Source organism: Sphingobacterium olei, from assembly GCF_005048855.1.
Taxonomy (GTDB): domain Bacteria; phylum Bacteroidota; class Bacteroidia; order Sphingobacteriales; family Sphingobacteriaceae; genus Sphingobacterium; species Sphingobacterium olei.
Genome location: NZ_SUME01000008.1, coordinates 241,053 through 262,325, shown reverse-complemented (window position 1 = coordinate 262,325; position 21,273 = coordinate 241,053). Strand labels below are relative to the sequence as shown.

The 21,273-nt window shown below is 41.6% G+C and carries 14 protein-coding genes; 11 read left to right on the top strand and 3 right to left on the bottom strand.

All coding sequences use genetic code 11. The features are described from left to right. From FAZ15_RS18585 to FAZ15_RS18570, 4 genes are all read left to right on the top strand, one after another. On the top strand, positions 1-242 hold a 242-nt coding region (locus FAZ15_RS18585; protein WP_202912453.1), incomplete at its 5' end, for a glycoside hydrolase family 88 protein. 10 nt (positions 243-252) lie between these two features. After that, positions 253-1,725, top strand: coding sequence for a pectate lyase family protein (locus FAZ15_RS18580; protein WP_136902807.1), 1,473 nt, complete (start codon positions 253-255; stop codon positions 1,723-1,725). A gap of 75 nt (positions 1,726-1,800) precedes the next feature. After that, entirely contained in the window at positions 1,801-3,474 is a 1,674-nt protein-coding gene (locus FAZ15_RS18575) for a glycoside hydrolase family 28 protein (RefSeq protein ID WP_136902806.1), read from the top strand. A 27-nt stretch (positions 3,475-3,501) separates the two neighbouring features. Beyond that, positions 3,502-5,982, top strand: a complete 2,481-nt coding sequence (locus FAZ15_RS18570; RefSeq protein WP_136902805.1) for a glycoside hydrolase family 95 protein — start codon at positions 3,502-3,504, stop codon at positions 5,980-5,982. A 93-nt stretch (positions 5,983-6,075) separates the two neighbouring features. Here the strand turns inward: FAZ15_RS18570 and FAZ15_RS18565 are convergent, their stop codons facing one another. Further along, entirely contained in the window at positions 6,076-6,501 is a 426-nt protein-coding gene (locus FAZ15_RS18565) for a nuclear transport factor 2 family protein (RefSeq protein WP_136902804.1), read from the bottom strand. 788 nt (positions 6,502-7,289) lie between these two features. On the opposite strand from FAZ15_RS18565, the gene FAZ15_RS18560 reads away from it, so the two are divergent. The 6 genes from FAZ15_RS18560 (at position 7,290) to FAZ15_RS18535 (ending at position 17,500) form a co-directional block, all read left to right on the top strand. Continuing rightward, positions 7,290-9,317 carry a heavy metal translocating P-type ATPase gene (locus tag FAZ15_RS18560; protein ID WP_136902803.1) on the top strand — a complete coding sequence of 676 codons (2,028 nt, stop codon included), beginning with the start codon at positions 7,290-7,292 and terminating at the stop codon, positions 9,315-9,317. Between the two features lie 148 nt (positions 9,318-9,465). Then, complete coding sequence (locus FAZ15_RS18555) at positions 9,466-10,611, top strand: Pycsar system effector family protein (protein WP_136902802.1); 1,146 nt, start codon at positions 9,466-9,468, stop codon at positions 10,609-10,611. 17 nt (positions 10,612-10,628) lie between these two features. Continuing rightward, complete coding sequence (locus FAZ15_RS18550) at positions 10,629-11,507, top strand: SdiA-regulated domain-containing protein (protein WP_136902801.1); 879 nt, start codon at positions 10,629-10,631, stop codon at positions 11,505-11,507. Beyond that, positions 11,504-12,580 carry a metallophosphoesterase gene (locus FAZ15_RS18545; protein ID WP_136902800.1) on the top strand — a complete coding sequence of 359 codons (1,077 nt, stop codon included), beginning with the start codon at positions 11,504-11,506 and terminating at the stop codon, positions 12,578-12,580. Before FAZ15_RS18550 ends, FAZ15_RS18545 begins: the two co-directional genes overlap by 4 nt. Positions 12,581-12,604: 24 nt before the next feature. Continuing rightward, positions 12,605-14,914: a hypothetical protein gene (locus FAZ15_RS18540; RefSeq protein ID WP_136902799.1), complete on the top strand. Its 2,310-nt coding sequence runs from the start codon at positions 12,605-12,607 to the stop codon at positions 14,912-14,914. 27 nt (positions 14,915-14,941) lie between these two features. Next, the gene (locus FAZ15_RS18535) at positions 14,942-17,500 is read left to right on the top strand and encodes a BamA/TamA family outer membrane protein (RefSeq protein WP_136902798.1); all 2,559 of its coding nucleotides are present in this window, start codon (positions 14,942-14,944) and stop codon (positions 17,498-17,500) included. An 18-nt stretch (positions 17,501-17,518) separates the two neighbouring features. Here FAZ15_RS18535 and nhaA read toward each other — a convergent pair whose 3' ends face one another. Further along, positions 17,519-18,697: a Na+/H+ antiporter NhaA gene (nhaA, locus tag FAZ15_RS18530; RefSeq protein ID WP_136902797.1), complete on the bottom strand. Its 1,179-nt coding sequence runs from the start codon at positions 18,695-18,697 to the stop codon at positions 17,519-17,521. An 11-nt stretch (positions 18,698-18,708) separates the two neighbouring features. Beyond that, positions 18,709-20,145 carry an alanine/glycine:cation symporter family protein gene (locus FAZ15_RS18525; RefSeq protein WP_136902796.1) on the bottom strand — a complete coding sequence of 479 codons (1,437 nt, stop codon included), beginning with the start codon at positions 20,143-20,145 and terminating at the stop codon, positions 18,709-18,711. A gap of 255 nt (positions 20,146-20,400) precedes the next feature. Here FAZ15_RS18525 and FAZ15_RS18520 point away from each other — a divergent pair, with 255 nt between their 5' ends. Continuing rightward, complete coding sequence (locus tag FAZ15_RS18520; protein WP_136902795.1) at positions 20,401-21,249, top strand: mechanosensitive ion channel family protein; 849 nt, start codon at positions 20,401-20,403, stop codon at positions 21,247-21,249. Positions 21,250-21,273 lie beyond the last annotated feature (24 nt).

Sequence of the window (21,273 nt, the reverse complement as noted above, 5' to 3'; positions counted from 1 at the left end):
ATTTAGACCAAAGCTTCCTAAGGAAAGGAGAGGAAGCTTATGAACAATTTATCCAACATTTTACCAAGACAGAAAAGGACGGAACTTGGAGTATAACGAGCTGCTGCTCCGTGGCGGGATTAGGTGGCGACAAGAACTATCGCGACGGTAGTTTTGCCTATTATATTTCTGAACTGGTACGAGACAACGACCCGAAAGCCGTAGGTCCATTTATTATGACCAGTATATTATTGGATCGATAATATGAACGATATGAAACAATCTTTTTTAGTCATCATAGGTTTATTCCTATCTATTTCAGCGCTATTCGCGCAAGCGGTTACTTCTTTCCCCGGAGCAGAAGGTGGCGGTATGTATGCAACAGGTGGGAGGGGTGGTTCTGTTTACTACGTAAACACCTTAGAAGATAATGAAATTGGGGATCTACAGACGAGGCAAGGATCTTTTCGTTGGTGCATTAATCAGACCGAACCACGCACTATTCTATTCAAAACCGGAGGTACCATTTATTTAAAGAGCAGCCTATCAATTAGAAATGGAAACGTAACTATTGCAGGTCAATCTGCACCTGGAGATGGCATATGTTTAGCGGGCTTCCCGGTTACGTTGGCTGCGGATAATATAATCATACGTTTTTTACGCTTTCGAATGGGAGATCGTTATTTATCTACTAAAGAGTCTGATGGAGCGGATGCGTTTAGTGGACGTCAAAATACCAACGTCATACTCGATCACTGTTCGATCAGCTGGAGTACCGATGAGTGCTCGTCTTTCTACGACAATGAGAACTTTACTATGCAATGGTGCATTATTTCTGAGAGTTTGCGTTTGTCAGGACATTCTAAGGGGCCTCACGGTTACGGTGCCATTTGGGGTGGATTGCGAGCTACTTTTCACCATAATTTGTTGGCTCATCATGACAGCCGTACGCCTCGTTATGGGCCCGGCGCTAAATACGCAGGAAAAGATACGACTGATGTACGGAATAATGTGTTCTACAATTGGAATGGTAACGGAGCATATGGAGGTGAGGCAATGCATATCAATATCATAAACAATTATTATAAACCAGGACCTGGAACGGAGAAACGTGTTAAGGATCGGATAGTAGCCTTAAATGCGAGCGGTGAAAATGGCTATTTCAAATCCATTATAGGAGTTTGGGGAAAATATTACATTAACGGAAATGTGCTTGATCATAACCCCACTATTTCTGCTGATAATTGGTTAGGAGTAACCATTCAGGGAAATCAAACTATGGCTGGAATCAAACTAGAAAAACCGCTCGTGGTGCATACTATACAAACACACAACGCACAGACTGCCTACGAAAAGGTGTTAGCACACGCAGGTTGTTCCATTTATAGAGATGCCATTGACCAGCGGATTGTACGGGAGACAGCAACAGGTAGCGCTCAATTTATAGGCAAAAGTCGGCACAATGGTAAAGGAGGGGAATGGAAGAGCAAAAATTATCCACGGAAAGGACTCCTTGATTCCCAAGAAGATCTAAATCCTAATGCAAAAGATAAGAGTTGGTCTGCGTGGCCAATACTACAATCTGGAGTAGCTGTTATGGATACTGATGGCAATGGGATTCCTGATGGATGGCTAGAAGAGCACCATCCTGGCAAAAAGGCCGAAGACCTCAACAAAGAAGGGTATACGTATCTGGAATGCTACCTGAATAGTTTAGTACAACATATTACGGCAAATCAAATCTGATCATATATAAATAGCAATGTGATCGAATAAGAAGATATACAACACATCAATCTAGTTAATACATAATTTTTAATAATGATATTCTTTAATTTCAAAAAAACTGTACTTACCGGTATTGCAACATTAGTTGTTTTATGCCTTTCGGACGACCTATACGCACAATCCGTTACGCCTCAAGCAGCAAGCTCATTTAGTTGGACAAATCTGCCGCAGGTCGCCCAACCGCAATTTAAGAAGGATACCATTGATATCAGAACTTTTGGTGCAAGTCCTGATGGGCATACGTTAAATACGAAAAATATCAACGATGCAATATCTGCCTGTAATGGCCGGGGCGGAGGAGTGGTTTTGATTCCCGCAGGTTATTGGTTATCCGGACCCATTGAATTAAAAAGCAATGTAAATCTGCATCTTGCAGATAATGCATTCGTACAATTTACAGCTGATTTTAGTCAATATGAAATAATAGAGGGCAATTATGAAGGCAAACCTTCCGCTCGAAATCAGTCGCCTATTAGCGGTCGGGATCTGGAGAATATCGCCATCACCGGAAAAGGAACAATCGACGGAAACGGAGACGCTTGGCGTATGGTAGGAAGAAACGCGTTGACCGAAGGGGAATGGCGTGAGAAAATAGCATCTGGAGGATTAGTAAGTGATGACGGAAAAACCTGGTTTCCATCGGAAAAGACGAAGCTGGCACACGAAGAAAAGCGTTCGGTACTGTTGGCGGACGGCGGTAAACTGTCAGACTTTGAGGATATTAAAGATTATCTAAGGCCAAACCTTGTCGTTTTGACCAACTGCAAAAAAGTGTTATTGGAAGGAATTACATTTCAAAATTCTCCGGCATGGAATCTACATCCCCTCATGTGTCAGGATCTTACCCTTCGGAACGTTCTTGTTAAGAATCCCGATTACGCGCAAAATGGGGATGGCGTAGATATCGAATCCTGTGCAAGGGTACTTATAGAGAATTGTGTATTCGATGTCGGTGATGATGCCATATGTATCAAATCAGGAAAAGATGAAGAGGGAAGAAAGAGAAACATACCAACAGAACAAGTTATCATTCGGAGAAGCAAAGTTTATCTGGGACATGGCGGTTTTGTTGTAGGTAGCGAGATGTCGGGTGGTGCACGGGATATTTTTGTTGAAGACTGTACCTTTATGGGGACAGACAAAGGTATCCGGTTTAAGACTACCCGGGGTCGGGGAGGTATTGTTGAAAACATCCACATCCGAAACATAAATATGTCTAACATCGTACAAGAAGCTATCTTTTTTGATATGTATTATTGGACCAAACCTCCACAGGCGAATGAAGTGCAAGTAGTACCTGAGGTAACGGTAGAAACCCCGCAGATTAGAAATGTATTTATCGATCGTGTTACCTGCAACGGGGCTGCGATCGGCGTTTTTATGCGAGGGCTTCCTGAGATGCCCATTCAAAATATTCGGATGAGCAACTTGTTTTTAACGGCTGATAGGGGCGTTGAGATTAAAGATGCACAACACGTTTCGATCGACAACGCGACCTTTCATACCGATAAATCTAATCGATTGATATATGTAGAAAATGCCAAAGGTTTGTTTTTTGATCAACTCGATTACGATCCTGATGTTTCTCAAGTGCTAGAAGTAAATGGCGCTGAATCAAATAATCTGCGGTTTAAAAATGCCAAATTTGATATTAAACAGATAAAGTTAGACCATGGCGCTCGGAGCAGCGCGGTGCAAATTGATTAACGATACGTAAAATTCAACCAAAATATAATGAAGAAACTTGTTTTAAAAACTTTGCTGATAGCTACTTTGGCGATAGTACCTTTCTGTTTTTTAACCGCTCAGAAACAGGAACTGAAGCTTTTTTATGATAAACCAGCATCAGACTGGAATGAGGCTTTACCAATTGGAAATGGGCGTTTAGGGGCAATGGTATTTGGAGACCCTGCAAAAGAACAACTTCAGCTGAATGAAGAAACCATTTGGGCAGGTGAACCAGGAAATAACGTGCCAAAGAATACTGCAACCAAAATAAAGGAAATAAGATCGCTGTTGAATCAGGGTAAGGCCAGGGAGGCACAGGAACTTTCCAATGCGACTTTTCCCCGCGCAGCGCCTAAGGATTTAGATTACGGTATGCCTTATCAGACTTTTGGCAGCCTTTGGCTTGCCTTTCCAGAACATGAAGACTTTAGCAACTATCGGCGGGAGCTGGATATCGAAAACGCCGTAGCACGAACCGCCTACCAAGTTGCCGGTGTTACCTACCATAGGGAAGTATTCGCTTCATTTGCGGATGATGTCGTGGTTTTGAAACTGAGTGCCGATGCGAAGAATAGTCTTTCCTTTACCATTGGACTCAGCTCGCCGCACAAGTCGGCCAATGTTTCGCAAGAAGGCGAACAGCTTTCTTTGTCCGGCACAACCAGTGCAGTCGATCGTAAGGTAGGCAAGGTGAAATTCAACGGTATCGTTCAACCGGTATTAAAAGGTGGTGAATTGATTGTAAATGGGGATAACCTCGAAATACGTGGGGCGGATGAAGTTGTCTTATTTATCTCGATCGGTACCAACTTCAAAAAATATAATGACCTCTCGGGAAATGCAGTCCGTAATGCGCAGAATATCTTAAGTAAAGCGTTAAAGGTGAAATATGCCGATGCACTTGCGAAACATACCAAGCGTTACCAACATTTTTTTAATCGTGTCAATTTAGATCTTGGCAAAAGCCCACAGGCAGAAAAGACGACAGATGTCCGTGTTAAGGAGTTTACAGCATCACATGATCCACATTTGGTAGCTTTGTACTTCCAATTTGGCCGATACCTATTGATCAGCTCGTCGCAGCCAGGAGGTCAGCCGGCAAATTTGCAGGGGATATGGAATGATAAACTATCGCCACCTTGGGATAGTAAATATACCGTCAACATTAATACGGAAATGAACTACTGGCCGGCAGAAGTTACTAACTTACAGGAAATGCATGAGCCACTTTTTGCTATGCTAAAAGATCTGGCCATAACAGGGCAGGAGAGCGCGAAGGAAATGTATGGTGTACGCGGATGGAACATGCACCACAATACGGATCTCTGGCGAATTACGGGAGTTGTCGACGGCGGCTACTATGGTATGTGGCCGATGGGTGGCGCTTGGCTCACGCAACACCTATGGCAGCATTATCTTTACAGTGGTGATAAGAAATTCTTGAAAGACTATTTTGAAGTGTTAAAAGGCAAGGCCTTGTTCTATTTGGATGTTTTACAGCCCGATCCTTCGGGAAAATGGATGATAGTCACACCGTCTATATCTCCCGAGAATTCGTATATGACTGGAAGCGTAGGCATTTCTGCGGGAACAACCATGGACAATCAATTGGTATTTGATGTATTTAACAACTTTATTGCAGCGGCTAACATACTGGGTAAGGATCGAACCTTAACGGATTCGATAAAAGTGATGCGTGATAAATTGCCTCCGATGCAGATTGGCCAGCACAACCAATTACAGGAGTGGCTGACAGATCTAGATAGTAAAACGGATAAACACAGGCATATTTCACACCTTTATGGTTTGTATCCAGCAGGGCAGATCTCTCCGTTTCGTCACCCGGAGCTGACCCAGGCAGCTAAAAACTCTATGTTGTACAGGGGTGATAAATCGACAGGCTGGTCTATGGGCTGGAAGGTCAATTGGTGGGCAAGGTTGTTAGATGGTAATCAAGCGTATAAACTTATTCAAGATCAGCTAAGCCCCCCGGAAGGGGAACAGGGCCAAGGTGGAGGAACTTACCCAAATTTGCTGGATGCTCACCCCCCATTTCAGATTGATGGAAATTTTGGATGCACGGCCGGTATTGCTGAAATGCTCTTGCAGTCGTACGATGGCAGTATTTATATCTTGCCGGCACTTCCCGATGCACTTCCGACCGGCAAGATAACCGGATTACGTGCACGTGGCGGATTCGTGGTGGATATAGAATGGAAGGAGGGTGTGTTGACGCGCTTAGTGGTAAAGTCGAATCTGAGTGGAAACTGTCGTTTACGATTGGCAAAAGGGACTGTGCTATCTGGAAATGTGTCCCTAAACAAAGCCGCAAATGAAAATCCAAACCTGTTTTATACTGTAAACTCGATAAAAGAACCTTTAACGTCGTTAAAGGCTACTGTGGAGCAGTATGAAACACCGGATACAGAATTATGGGATTTCAGTGCCAAAGCAGGAAAACAATATGAATTCGTTGTTACACCATGATACAATTTAAAATCCGATTTTTTTTTCTGACATTAAATAGTTTTTAGCTGTTTATCAAAAATTCCACGTCATTGTTTTAATGTTTTAGAATTTTTAAGGGTATGTCGTTACCACTTTACTTACCTGCCAGCCGTCTTTTGTCTGGCAAAGCGTGATATGGTCTACACGGGTAAAGTCAACAAACTCCATAGTAGCTTTAGCTACGCACGAGTTACCGCTTTCGTCTAGTATTTGGTATGTCGTTTTGCAGTTGTACTGCAGCCCCTTATTTTGTTTTAAGAATTTGGTGTAAGCTTTTTTACTGTGCTTGCCTTCGTTGGCTGAATTGTAGTATTCGAAATCTTTTGCAAAGAGATGTTGATTAAATTCTGTGTTACCCAGTGCTGCAGCATCCAGGTACACGGCAATGATCCCCTTGCTGTTCATGTTCTTTAATGGGTTTGCTCTCTCTGCAGCAAATGAGCTGAATGATGAGATTAAAATGAGAGCCGTTGCGATAGTTGAGATGATGTTTTTCATTTTGTAGATGATGTTTTAAAAGTTATTATGTCGTATTATTTGAATCAAAAGTAGGGAAGAACTCGCCACTAGCAAATGGCGGTTAGACCAGCGTGCCAAATTATTCGGTGAATGCAGAAAAGAAATCGGTGAAAATATTTTGTTGCAGGCTAATGAAGTTTTAGGTTATGCCACGGGATCGGCACTTTGGTTACATTTCATAAATATTCTACTTTAGTCTCCAATACTTTGAGTAGCTTTAATTTCTCCGTACCAGAGCCGTAACAGCTTCGGGACAACACCCTATCAGGTACCTACCAAGTTCGGCCTGCCTCCGACCGTCACGGCTTCATTGTGGCTTCGTTACGGCTTCGTTCTCCGATGATGATCAGAGCGTGATCGGAGAACGATCGGGGCGGGATCCCGGAAATGCAGAAGAAAGGTAGAAGTAAAGGAGAAGCAAGGCAGAAGAAAGTCAGAACAACGACTTACCAAAAAGCTACCAACCCCGTACCAAGAAGTTGGTAACAATCTAGCGACTTTGTATCGGAATGCCACCCGACCTACATGCATTTGGTAGCTTAACGGTAGATTCAGCAAGGACTGCAGTGGAAGTTCACCGGTATAAGGCTGGCCAAATAATTTTTTTCTGTAATCAGGATAGAATCCGTCTCAAAGCGCTTCGTTCGAAAAAAAGCGGGCAAACATTTGGTACGTTAGAGTTTGCAATAGTATTGCATCAATAATAAACAGATCTTTGTAAGAGAAAATTGTTATAGTAGATATACGGATATAAAACAGCGCATAAAATGGAACATCAACATAAATATGATGCACAGGGCAAACAGCTTTGTTGTACACTGGAAGAAAAGATCTACAGCCAAGCAGGTGCGGAAAAACTATTGGAAAAACACCCTGAAGGTCGTGATCATGACCATGACCATGACCATGATCACGACCACGGAACAGTTGGGAAAAGTCCTTTTCGGCTATTTTTGCCCGCGATTATATCCCTTTTTCTTTTACTTACTGCCATTGTACTGGATAATTACGTACAAGCCGACTGGTTCACCGGTTGGTTTCGTATTACATGGTACATTGTGGCCTATGCTCCAGTTGGTTTCCCTGTCCTGAAGGAAGCGGTAGAAAGCATTGCCAAGGGCGAAATATTTTCCGAATTTTTTTTGATGGGTATTGCTACCATCGGTGCATTTGCAATAGGCGAATATCCCGAAGGTGTAGCGGTAATGCTCTTTTATTCTGTAGGCGAAGTCTTTCAGACATTAGCGGTACAGCGGGCAAAAGGGAACATCAAATCCCTGTTGGATCAGCGACCTGATACAGTAACCGTTTTACGGGAAAATCAGCCGAAAGTCGTTAAAGCAGAAACGGTCGATATCGGGGAAATTATACAGTTAAAGCCCGGAGAGAAACTGGGACTGGACGGAAAGCTTTTATCGGAGAGTGCATCATTCAACACGGCAGCACTTACTGGAGAAAGTAAACCCGATAGCAAAGCAAAAGGGGAAACTGTATTGGCGGGAATGATAAACCTCCACACCGTTTCGCAGGTCGAAGTAACCACAGCATATACCGATAGCAAACTTTCCAAAATTTTGGAACTGGTACAGAATGCAACTACACAAAAAGCACCGACCGAATTATTCATCCGTAAATTCGCTAAAATTTATACCCCAATTGTCGTGGTTCTAGCCCTGGCTATTTGTTTGTTACCCATTGTTTTTGTTGACGATTATGAATTTAAGGATTGGCTTTACCGGGCACTGGTATTTCTCGTTATTTCCTGTCCATGTGCGTTGGTCATCAGTATTCCGTTGGGTTATTTTGGCGGGATCGGGGCGGCAAGCAAGAATGGAATTTTGTTCAAGGGCAGCAATTTCTTAGATGTTTTGGCTACGATAAAAAATGTAGTGATGGACAAAACAGGCACCATGACCGAAGGCGTATTTGTGGTGCAGGAAGTGGTACTGCAACCGCAAGTCGATAAAAATGAAATCCTGAATATGGTCAATGTTCTGGAAAATAATAGCACTCATCCAGTAGCGAGTGCCATTCATCAACATGTGGGTGATACGGATCCAAATATTATCTTGAATGATATAGAAGAAATTGCGGGACATGGACTAAAAGCAACAATAAACGGAAAGGAAATACTGGTAGGGAATTATAAACTGATGGATAAATTTTCGATTGCGTATGATGTTGATCCGGGCACCATTGTCTATACTGTGATAGCCATAGCCTACGGAGGAAAATTCGTGGGCTATATCACTATTGCCGATAGCATCAAATCCGATTCAGCGGAAACGATCCGCAAATTACATCAATTGGGCGTCAAGGCCACGATGCTCAGCGGTGATAAATCAACAGTAGTGAAGCATGTCGCCGCGCAATTAGGTATTGATCATGCATTTGGAGACCTATTGCCCGAAGACAAAGTCAATAAATTAAAAGAGATTAAATCGAATGGTGGAACGGTAGCTTTTGTTGGTGACGGGGTGAATGATGCCCCCGTTGTGGCACTGAGCGATGTCGGTATCGCCATGGGCGGCTTGGGAAGTGACGCTACGATTGAAACTGCTGATATCGTTATTCAGGATGACAAGCCTTCAAAAATTCCGATGGCCATCAATATAGGCAAGCAGACTAAAAAAGTAGTTTGGCAAAATATTTCCCTGGCATTTGGAATAAAGGCAATTGTACTGATACTGGGAGCAGGCGGACTGGCGACTATGTGGGAGGCGGTTTTTGCAGATGTGGGGGTTTCATTGATTGCAATATTGAATGCCGTTCGTATACAGCGGATGAAATTTTGAGTTAGTTTGCCTCTACCAGCAGTTAACCCTTCGCGTTTTTTACAACAATAGTTTGTTTTATTTATTTACGATATGTGGTATATTGCAAGAATAATAATAGACACCTAATTCTATAGTATATAATATAACTATCTAAAAAAGTATCGTTATGAATTTTAGTGAAACAATATTGAAGGCAGAGATATATACAAAACGCTATTTTGAAAAGTATTGTAGTGGATATTGCTTTCATGACAAGACACATACGGATGCAGTTGTGCAGGCTGTAGAGGAGATGTCTAATCACTATAATCTTTCAGAAGCAGACCGGTTTGTGGTACGCTGCAGCGCCTACTTTCATGATTTAGGTTATTTCCTTGGCGGTAGTAGTGGACATGAAGTGCGCAGTGCGCAATTGGCAAACGAGTTTTTAGAAGGCACAGGCGTGCCAGAGATTTTCCAATCGCAGATAAATAGTTGTATTTTGTCGACCAAAATGCCACAGTCGCCTTCGAACCTATTGGAGAGTATCTTGTGTGATGCCGACTTATTCCATTTAGGTGATGAATCTTTTGAAGCACGCAACAAATTGATGCACCAAGAAGCGGAGGAAGTGCGTGGAGAGAAGATAAGCAAAAACGCCTGGAGAGAAATGACCATCCTTTTGCTTCAGAATCACCGTTACCACACTGACTATGCAAACACGAAGTTGAATGCAACAAAGCAAAAAAACTTAGATAACCTATTAAAGAAGAATAAAAAGTCGAAATTTAACGAAGAGCAATTGAAAAAGCCCGAACGAGGTATTGAAACCATGTTTCGAATAACGTCTTCGAATAATCAACGGTTGAGCGATATGGCCGATAATAAGGCTAATATTTTGCTTACAGTAAATTCTATTATCCTCTCCATGGTGGTAGCTGTGTTGTTACGAAGGTTGGATAATGATCAACACCTCACCTTTCCAACTATCTTCTTAATGGCTGTGGTTGTATTAACTATGATATTTGCAATTTTATCCACCATTCCGAAAATACCCAACGGAATGTTTAAAGCCGACGACGTAGTTAAAAAGAAAGTTAACCTGTTATTTTTTGGTAATTTTTATCGGATGAATTTTAACGATTACGAACAAGGTATGGGTAAGACTATGCTTGATAGTGAGTTGCTTTACGGTATGCTGACAAAAGATGTATATTCGCAAGGCGTTGCACTGGGTCGAAAATATCGTTTATTGCGCTATGCTTATGGAATTTTTATGTTCGGTTTGATTATCTCCGTTATAGCTTTCAGTTTTGCTGTAATCAAAGAATAATAATTTTTACTATACATATGAAAAAGTTTAGTACTATAGTATGTCTATTTGGATCTCTGATCTGCTTTTACACCTGTCAGCCCCAAAGCAGTGCAAACGTTAAGGATGCGGATCAAAAATCGTCGGAGTTTCCCTATGTATTAAACCCGGAAGTTTTCTATCGGATGCCTGCTGTTCTTAAGGAAATCTCAGGAATTACCTTTCAGCCGGACAAGTCTGATATTATTTATGCTATTCAAGATGAGCAGGGTACTCTTTTTAGATATCATCTTTCAAAAAAAGAGATCGTGTCGACGTTTGACTTTGCAAAACCAGGTGATTATGAAGATGTAGCCACCGATGGGAAATTCTTTTACGTATTGAAGAGCAATGGAGACTTATATACGTTTCCATTCGATTATGAGAATAAAGATATCCGCGTGAAAGAATTTAAAGGTCTATTACCCAAGGGAGAATACGAATCATTAGCAATAAATCCGTTAGACAAAACCCTATATGTGCTATGTAAGGAATGTAAGGCAGATAAGAAAACAAATCAACTTAGCGGCCATGTCTTAAATATGGATGAGCAGGGGAATTTGGAAATTTACAGGCAATTTACAATTGATTTAAAGGCTATTTCGAACCTAGATTCTAAGATCGGAAGAAGCATTAAACCTTCGGCCATGACCAAAAAAAATTCTACGAATGAATGGTACATCATATCTTCCATTGACAGGATATTATTGGTAATGGATGACGAGTTTAAGCCGAAGGAAGTGATTCGATTTTCGCGTAAAGATTTTGAGCAGCCCGAAGGAATAGCATTTGATAGCAATGACAATCTTTTTATAAGCAGCGAAGCGGGTAATTTGGATGGAGGAAAGATTTATCAATTTAACCCGCGCAGCCAATGAGATTTTTGTTTCCGTTATATATTTGTTTTTGGTTTTCGGGATTTGGCCAGCAGATCGAACACCGGTTGATCCTGTTTGGGGATGCAGGTGAGATGAACAAGCAGCAGGATAATTTAATTACTGAAGCATCTAAATTTGCGCTACCTGGTAAAACTTCTGTCTTTTTTCTGGGCGATAACATCTACCCATCGGGCATGGGTATCACAGACGATGAAGCACAGGAAAGCAGTGCGATATTACGTTCGCAGTATACAGCGTTTCGTCAGGTAGGGCTACCTGTTACCTTTATCGCAGGAAATCATGATTGGGACAAATCTGGGCCGAATGGGCTAGAAAAATTAAAATTGCAGGCAGACTTTATAAATGGACAACATGATGCCGCATTGAGATTTATCCCCGAAGCGGGAATTCCTGGGCCATATATAGAATCGGTTTCTGACAAGATTACCGTTATACTATACGACAGCGAATACTGGCTCTTTCCTTATCACGACAATCTAGACTCCGCGCTGAATGGAAAGGTAAGGGTGCAGTTTCTCGATAGTATAGCTACGGGAGTAGGCGATACCGAAGACAAGACGGTATTGATCTTGTCACATCATCCGATGCGTTCTTTTGGTGAGCATGCTGTCAGGTTTTCCTGGAAAGATCATATTTTCCCGTTAACGAGAAAATGGAAAAACTTCTATTTACCCCTTCCCGTACTCGGATCCGTTTACCCGGTTCTTCGTTCAACCGTTTTTAAGAGTCCGGAAGATTTAAGTCATCCAACGTATAAGAATCTTATTCGAGATATTAGTACCGCTGTAGAGAATCATAAGAACGTAATTTTTGTATCCGGACATGATCATGGCCTACAATATATTGTTGATAAAAATTTTAGACAGATTGTAAGTGGATCTGGATCGAAAACCTCATTCATACATTCGGGCAAGACACTAAAATATAAATATAACAAGCAAGGTTTTTGTATCCTTGACTGTTTAGATAACGCTAGCTTAAACGTGTCATTTTATATATTTAAAGATGACAAGATTCTAAAAAGCTTTGAAGACGTGATCAAGCATGAATAGACTGTTAATACGTAAAGGTATTGTATGTTCGCGAAGAAAATAAAAATAGAAAATAATATTGATCCTGGGGGAATAGAGCAGGATCTTACGTTGAATCCTGTATTGGATTATTTACGGTCTATAACACAGGGTGTTTCGAACAATCAGATGATCGTTCCGCAGTTCGCGTTATCTTTCATAAGTGATATAGAACGGGCAAACGGTGCATTAAACCAATTAAATATTGGAAGTTTCAGGCCGGTTTTTGAGATTCTCGCTCATCTTACCCACGATATCAAAGAACGTGAAGAAGTCATGTTGGGGTTCGGCCTTCCAATTCCCGATACCGCTTTTTTCGGCACATCTGCCTTTTATCACATAGCAGAATCTAAGTTGTCCTTTTTAGAATGCAATAGGTACTCCCCGTTGGATATAGAATTTGTTAATAAGACCCTGTATCTATTGATATTAGAAAGGTTTTACAACATCCCCGCAATTGAATCGAGATTAATGTACGAGCTGGAGGACGACGGTGTACGCAAGTACTATCAACTTTATGTAGACTTTTCGTATGTGCATGTGCAATGTAAAGGACCGTTGCCAAAAATTGACTTGAAGGCTTTCAGGGGTAAAGAAATCAGATCACTTAGCGATATCCAGCCTCTTCTAGATGCTATTGATTTGCGCCAATTTAAGTTCAGTGGCATTTCTCTGTTACACTTTGTTGATCGGAGCCGGGAATTTATCGCCGAGAAACTGCAACACATGATAGGTAATCTTTCGACGCTGGATGGGATTACTTTTTTCAATGAATTAAATGAAATATTTACATCTATAGCCGGTTCTAAACATGTACATCATTCATTTTTTCCGATTTTGGAACTTAATGGTTTTCCGATTTTAAATACGGATTTTTCAAAGAATAGTATCTTTTTTGGTGAGCTAATAGAAACCGAGAAAGATAAATACCAAAGTGGAATATTTGATTACCTTGCCAATCCATTTACCTTATCCTTTGGTCTTGAAAAAGAACTGAATACGGTGGATCCGATCCTTGTCAATTTATTGGTACAGAGTGGGGTTCAGTCATATACATGTATACCCCTAAAGGACAATGATAAATTGACGGGTTTTTTAGAAATTTATACCAGAGGGGAGTATAGGTTAGAAAAAAGGGACATGTTAAAGATGCGTGGATTTATACCTTATTTTGTCCAATTAGCAAAAGATTTAGTAACCTTTTTAAAAAACCGTTTGGACAATATTATTCTTTACAACTACACTTCTATACAGCCGGCAGTGCAATGGCGGTTTAATCAGGTCGCTGCGAATTATTTGGGGGAATTGGCTTGTAAACAGGATAATCCAACGCTGGAAAGAATTATTTTTGAAAATGTTTACCCCATATATGGTGCCATCGACGTTAAAGATTCAACCAGGTTGCGTAATGATTCCCAATATAGGGAGAGTTTGAAACGTTTAGGAACTTTGGAGGAGCTGGTTGCCTATTTGGAACAGCAGGGGGTTGTTCTTGATGTCTCATTCACGCTGAAGCTGGAAGATGTTAAACTCCGACTAGCGCACGCCAATGTAGACCGATTTTTGTTGGATATTTTGTCGTTTTTTAGACAGGATGTACCCACTTTTATGCATCAAATAAAGGGACAGGTAGATGAGGAACCGCTGATTTTGAAGGAACTTTTAGCCTATGAAGCCATGATAGGCAATGCTGCGGTTGGCAGTACAGATGCGTTCGAACTGTCTTTGGGTGAAATTACGAGAATGATCAAAGCTGAACTGAACGCTTTTAATGCTTATGTGCAGGAACTATTTCCTTCCTATTTTGAAACATTCCGGACAGATGGAATTGAATATGACCTCTATATTGGTCAAGCGATAACACCTACCTTGCTTTTCGACACATCTATATTGAAGAAGATTAGGAGGCAGCAAATCATATCCATGGCAAAAATAGCGAAGTTGGCCAATAATATGTACGATGGATTACCCTTGCCTTTGCAAACGACACAACTTATTTTCATACATCCACATGAGATCAATATTGACTTTCGATCCGATGAAAGAAGATTTGATGTTGAGGGCGGTTATAACATACGGTATCAGATCATAAAGAAGCGGATTGATAAAGTATTGATTAGAAATTCAAATGAAAGATTGGTTCAGCCAAATTCAATTGCAATTGTCTATACCAGTCAGATCGTTGAGGACGAGATAAGAGATAATCTGGATAATGTGGCTGAATTGGGGTTGATTTCTAATGATTACGAGTTTCTTCTTTTGGAAGATCTCCAAGGGGTGAGTGAATTAAAAGCCATCAGAGTTCATATTAAGTAGCAGGGTTGTGATTTTAAGATAAATAATATGACAAAAGTTTTTCTGATCCTAATTTGCTTAGCATCGGGCTTCTATGCCACTGCGCAAAGCCTCGATAGCGTAACAGCTGTGATTGCTCCTGAATACGATCAAGTGGGAGTGGCGCATCGATTTTGGTTGGGAGACAGTTATCGTAAGCTTTACAATACCCCGGTCAAAATGCGCCTCGTCGACCTGAGTAAGGAAAAAGGTGGTTTGGAAGTTATTAAACTTGGTGGTGGTATGCAAACCCAATCTTTACGAATGATCGATCTACAAGATAGGGAATGGGTATTACGCTCGATTCAGAAATTTCCAGAGCGAAGCCTTCCGGAAAGTTTGCGAAAAACGATTGCAAAAGATATCGTACAGGACCAAATTTCCATAGCCCATCCTTTTGGCGCGCTTACCGTCCCTACATTCAACAAGGCACTAGGCATACCACATGCAGTGCCAGAACTGGTGTATGTGGGGGATGACCTTCGTTTGGGAGAATACCGAGATATTTTTAAAAATCGGGCATATATGTTTGAGCCTAGGATGCCTTTTGAAGATTCCAAAACCGACAATACGGCAAAGGTGATTCGAAAGGTACTGGAAGACAATGATACACAAATCGACCAAAAACTCACCCTTAGTACCCGTTTACTAGACTTCACCTTAGGCGATTGGGATCGCCATGAAGACAATTGGCGTTGGGATCCAGAGAAGGAGAAAGGTAAAAAAGTGTATACACCTGTGCCACGGGATAGGGATAAGGTATATTATAAAACCTCGGGCGTGTTTCCTTTATTATTGTCCTATCAATGGCTGAAAGCACATTTGCAGCCTTTCAGCCCGCATATTAGAAATGTCACACACTGGAACTTTAACGCCCGACATTTTGATCGGTTTTTCCTGAATTATCTTGATCGAGATGGATGGAAAAAGGAAATAGAAAGCTTTCAATCGGTCATGAGTGATTCGCTAATCCATGCTGCCATGTTGGAAATGCCCGACACAATAGTCGCGCTAAGTGCCGAGGAAATGGTGTATAATATTAAGTCAAGGAGAGATGAGCTTTTAGAAACAGGACTTAGCTACTACCAATCTTTAGCACGATATGTCGATATCCCGTTATCCGCAAAGTCGGAATTTATCGAAATTGATTTTGAAAAGGATGGAAGTATAAGTTTAGATGTCCATAATAAGAAGAAGGATGGAAGTGAAGGACGCAGAATCTTTAAAAGAAGATTTGTACCCAAAGAAACCCGAGAGCTCCGGATTTATGGCATATCGGGAGAGGATGAATACCGGTTGAAAGGTGCCGGAAAATCGACTATTAAGGTGCGACTAATTGGGGGAGATCAATACGATGAATTCACCTCTTCGAAAGCCTTTTCCGACCGAAAGCAGGTTCACATTTATGATACGAAAGACCCTGCGTCAAACAGGTTTGCCCTAGAGAAACGTGTACGTTTTCACCTTAAGAATGATAGTGCTATTCATGCTTATGAATATGATAGTTTTGTTCACGATCGAAAAGGGGTATTAGTCAATTTAAATTATGGTATCGACCGTGGATTGATTTTGGGGGCCGGTTACCTTATCGAGAATCAAGGTTTCCGTAAAAAGCCATTTGCGTACAGACATCAGTTTATGGCAAACTACCTAACGGGACGTGAGTCATTCATGTTTGATTACCAGGGAATATTCAAGGAGTTGATTGCCGGTCAGGATCTCTCGGTTCATATTTCTTCGCTGGGGCCTAAGAACCTAAGTAATTTTTTTGGATACGGTAACCAAACCATTTTTGAGGAGCGTAGTACTAGAGGTGTTTCCTATTATCGTAACCGGTTTGATATTGTTAATGCTGCTGTATTTTTGGAAAAGTATTTGACTGATGATTTAAAATTATTTTATGGTTCTTCATCCGAATATTACCATAGTAGTGCTTCAAATAATGTAGGCCGTTATTTTGAAGATTTTAAGGCCCAAAATCCTGATGAACCTCTTTATGGTAGCATTTTTTTTACTGGTGCCTCATTGGGGATCGATTACGACACAAGAGATAACGTAGCAAATGCAAAATCGGGAGTTCATTTTCATTCGAAAATCGGCTGGAACGCGCAGCTCGGGGGGGGATCCCGCAAGTACGCGGCTATGGAGAGCGCTTTTAGTTTTTATAAAACATTAGCAAATAATCGTGTAACTTTTGCAAATAGAACCGGCTTCGAAACCCTCTGGGGAGATCCTTATTTTTATCAACATGCACAGATAGGAGGAGAGGCCAGTCTTCGTGGTTATAATTCGAGACGTTTCACAGGAAAGACGGCCCTTTATAATAATTTTGAAACAAGACTCAAATTGTTCAGTTTTGCATCCTATTTAATTCCGGGAACAGTTGGTGCTCTTGGTTTCTATGATATTGGCCGGGTTTGGATGCCTGAAGAAACATCCGATAGATGGCATATGGGTTATGGTGGAGGCCTGTATTTTATGCCTGGAGATTTACTAATTATCCAAGGCGCCTTAGGTTTCAGCAAGGAAGCTACCTTGCCATATATTAGGGTGGGATTGTCATTTTAACGACAATCCCACCACGCATTATGAATCTTTATATTTCATTTTAGTGTTTCTGAGCAGAAAGTATCCTGCCAATCCTGCAATTATTGAAGTCAATAAGACGGAAAGTTTGGCTTCGTTTATGTGCAAAATATCGTTGAATGAGAGTATCGCTATAAAGATAGACATGGTGAAGCCTATTCCCGCCAGCAAGGCCACTCCAACAACATGCATATAGCTACTTCCTTCCGGTAAGCTACTGATTTTCATTTTTGTACATATCAGCGCCATGGCAAATATCCCTATTGGCTTTCCGAGAAGTAACCCCATGCTAATACCCAATCCCAAAGGTGCGGTTAGTCCGTGGAGCATTTCCGCTTCAAGCGTTATATTTGTATTGGCGAAGGCAAATAATGGGATGATCAAAAAGTTTACAGGTTTCACTAGCGCGTGTTCCAGTCGTTCCAAGGGCGATTCCTTTTCCGTATCGTTTGTCGGAATTGTCATCGCAACTAATACACCAGCGATAGTGGCATGAATACCTGAATGGTGAACAAAATACCAGATAAATATGCCTGGAATTAAGTACAGATATGGGTTTAAAACGTTAAATCTATTCATGATAACTAATATAAATAGACCTAGTGCCGCATAAAGTAGATAGCTCGTCTCAATACCTGAGGAGTAAAAAAATGCAATAACTAAAATCGCAATCAGATCATCTACGATGGCTAGCGCAGCAAGAAATATCTTAAGGCTTGTAGGTACCCTTTTATCGAGTAGGCCGATTACAGCCAATGCAAAGGCTATATCTGTGGCCATGGGTATGCCCCAGCCGCTCGAAGTTTCGGTTCCGGCATTAAATCCTAGGTATATCAAAGCAGGTACCACTGCGCCTCCTATTGCACATAAAATAGGTAGTGAGGCCTTCCGTGGAGATGAGAGCTCACCCTCAACAATTTCCCTTTTAATTTCAAGGCCTACCAATAGGAAAAATATAGCCATGAGACCATCGTTGATCCACAGCAAGACGCTATAATTTAGATGTACCGTTTCCGACTCAAATCCAACGTGATAAGCGAGTATGGAGGCCAAGTTTGATGCCAATGGTGAGTTGGCGATGATCATGGAAAGAACTACACAAATAAACAACAGTATGCCGCCTGCATTGGTAGATTCAAAAAAGTTCTTAAATACGTTAAGATTGATGCGTTGGTTCATGATATTAAGTTCTATTTAACATTGTCTTTATCCCACACCTCCATGTGTGCGAAATTGTGTTCTTTATTGGTGAAGGATGGGTCTTTTCCATCCTTTCGTTGCCTATTGTAGTCTCGGTATAGCCTCAGCACTTTTTTATGCAGCAAAATAATGGCTATCATGTTAAGCCAAGCCATGACTCCCACGCCGATATCGCCCATTTTCCAAGCCGATTCCGCGGTAGCGATACAGCCAACATACACGGACACCAAGATCATTAACCTTAGGATCCAGACTAGCCAGACGCTACTGCTTTTTCCCATGATGAAACTTACATTCGTTTCCGCGATATAGTAATAAGCCATAATAGTGGTGAACGCAAAAAAGAATAAGGCGAGTGCCACGAAGCTATCTCCGATTGCAGGAAAGTGGTGTGCGACTGCAAATTGAGTATAACGTGGTCCGATCTCAACATTGGGCAGATTTTCTACAATAAAGCCTCCAGCCGGATCTATCGTGTTATATTGTCCGGTAAAAAGTATCATAAATGCGGTAGCGGTACAAACAAATAATGTGTCTACATAAACCGAGAAACCCTGCACTAGTCCTTGCTTGATAGGGTGAGAAACTTCAGCTGCCGCGGCCGCGTGTGGAGCCGTTCCCTGACCGGCTTCATTGCTATAAATGCCTCTTTTTACCCCCCATGAAATGGCCATGCCGATGATGCCCGCAAACGCGGCCTCCATATTCAGACCGGATCGGACAATCAGCGCGATGACATCCGGAATCTGCGTAAAATTGAGTCCCATGATGACAACTGCCATTAAAATGTATGCCCCTGCCATAAACGGGACAACAATTTCGGCAACCTTACTGATCCGTTTTACACCACCCACAATGATAGTAGCTAACAATAAAACCAACAGTATCCCTGTCCATTCCGCAGATACATTAAATGAGGCGTTTACCGCTGCACTGATGCTATTGCTCTGTACCCCAGGTAACAAAAATCCAGTGCTGATGATAGTCACCACAGCGAAGGTAACAGCAAATGCTTTCGAACCAAGCCCTTTTAGGATATAAAAGGCCGGTCCACCGCGGTATTGACCATTTTTTACCTCTTTATACATTTGACCAAGTGTCGCTTCAATGATTGCAGACGAGCTACCCAAAAATGCGATCACCCACATCCAGAAGACTGCGCCAGGTCCGCCCATTGCTATTGCCGTTGCTACACCAGCTATATTCCCAGTTCCCACCCGACCGGAAATTGCCAATGCAAAAGCCTGAAAAGAGGATATTCCTTTGTCGGAGCTTCTACCTTTAAAAAGGAGGCGAAGCATCTCTCGGAATTGGGTCAATTGCGGTAATCTGAAGCGAAATGAAAAATATATTCCACTCAGAAGGCAAAGGTATATTAATGCATCGCTCCAGACGATATCATAAATTTTATCTATCAGATTTGTCATATTTTATCAAAACCACGTAGCAGATTTCGGCTAAAATAGATAAAATGGGGCGAGTTATGTGATATTATTGCATAGATAATATTTATGATGCTTTCTTTATTGTATTGCGATGTGCTATTAATGCAAGCGGAGCATAAGCTAAAGCTTCCTAGTTAACCAAGGGTTATGATTTTTGGTAGCTTGCCGGAGGCTATCAGGGGAATGTTTTACGGAATGTTCCCGAAACTCTTGATTATTTTTGATAAATTTGAATCTATGGATAATATAGAATTCGATAATTTTCAAGAACATTGGGACAGATTTATCGCTGCAGGGATTGTATGGATCCCGACGCTATTGACAGCTTTAGTGTCTGCGATACTAATATATTTGATTGGTTCATGGCTAATCCGGGTGATAAAGCGGCTCGTAGACAAGGCATTTGTAAGGCGGGGAATAGATGCGTCTCTTCAGCGCTTTTTGTCAAATTTGATCAGTTGGGCGTTAAATATTCTGTTGTTTATTGTCGTTGTTACGCAGTTGGGCGTACAGACTTCTGCTTTCGTAGCAATAATAGGGGCAGCCGGATTAGCTATCGGCCTCGCTTTGCAAGGTTCACTTTCCAATTTTGCCGGCGGTATTCTTATTCTGTTGCTCAAGCCGTTTCGTGTTGGGGATTACATATCCACCAGCAATGGTGTATCAGGTACTGTGCGGGAAATAGATGTTTTCAATACTAAACTAAACACACCGCAAAATCAACTGCTGGTTGTTCCAAACGGGGAGCTTTCCAATAGTAGCATAACGAACTATACCCAAATGGGAACGCGCAGAACCTGGTTCGATATTGGCGTAGCTTACGACACGGATTTACGCGAAGCACAACGCATACTTCTCGCCGTGATAGCAGATAATCCCGCAGCTCATGCAGACCCCGCACCACAGGTTGTCGTAACTGAATTGGGAGACAGCGCGATCAACCTCTCTATTAGGGTCACGACTTCGAACGAGTTATTTTGGAAGATGCAGGAAGAGTTAATAATCGATTGTAAGACCGCTCTTGACCGCGCCGGCATTGAGATCCCATTTCCGCAGCGAGACGTCCACATTCTTAACAAGAAGTAAATAGTATCTAATCCGTTATATTCG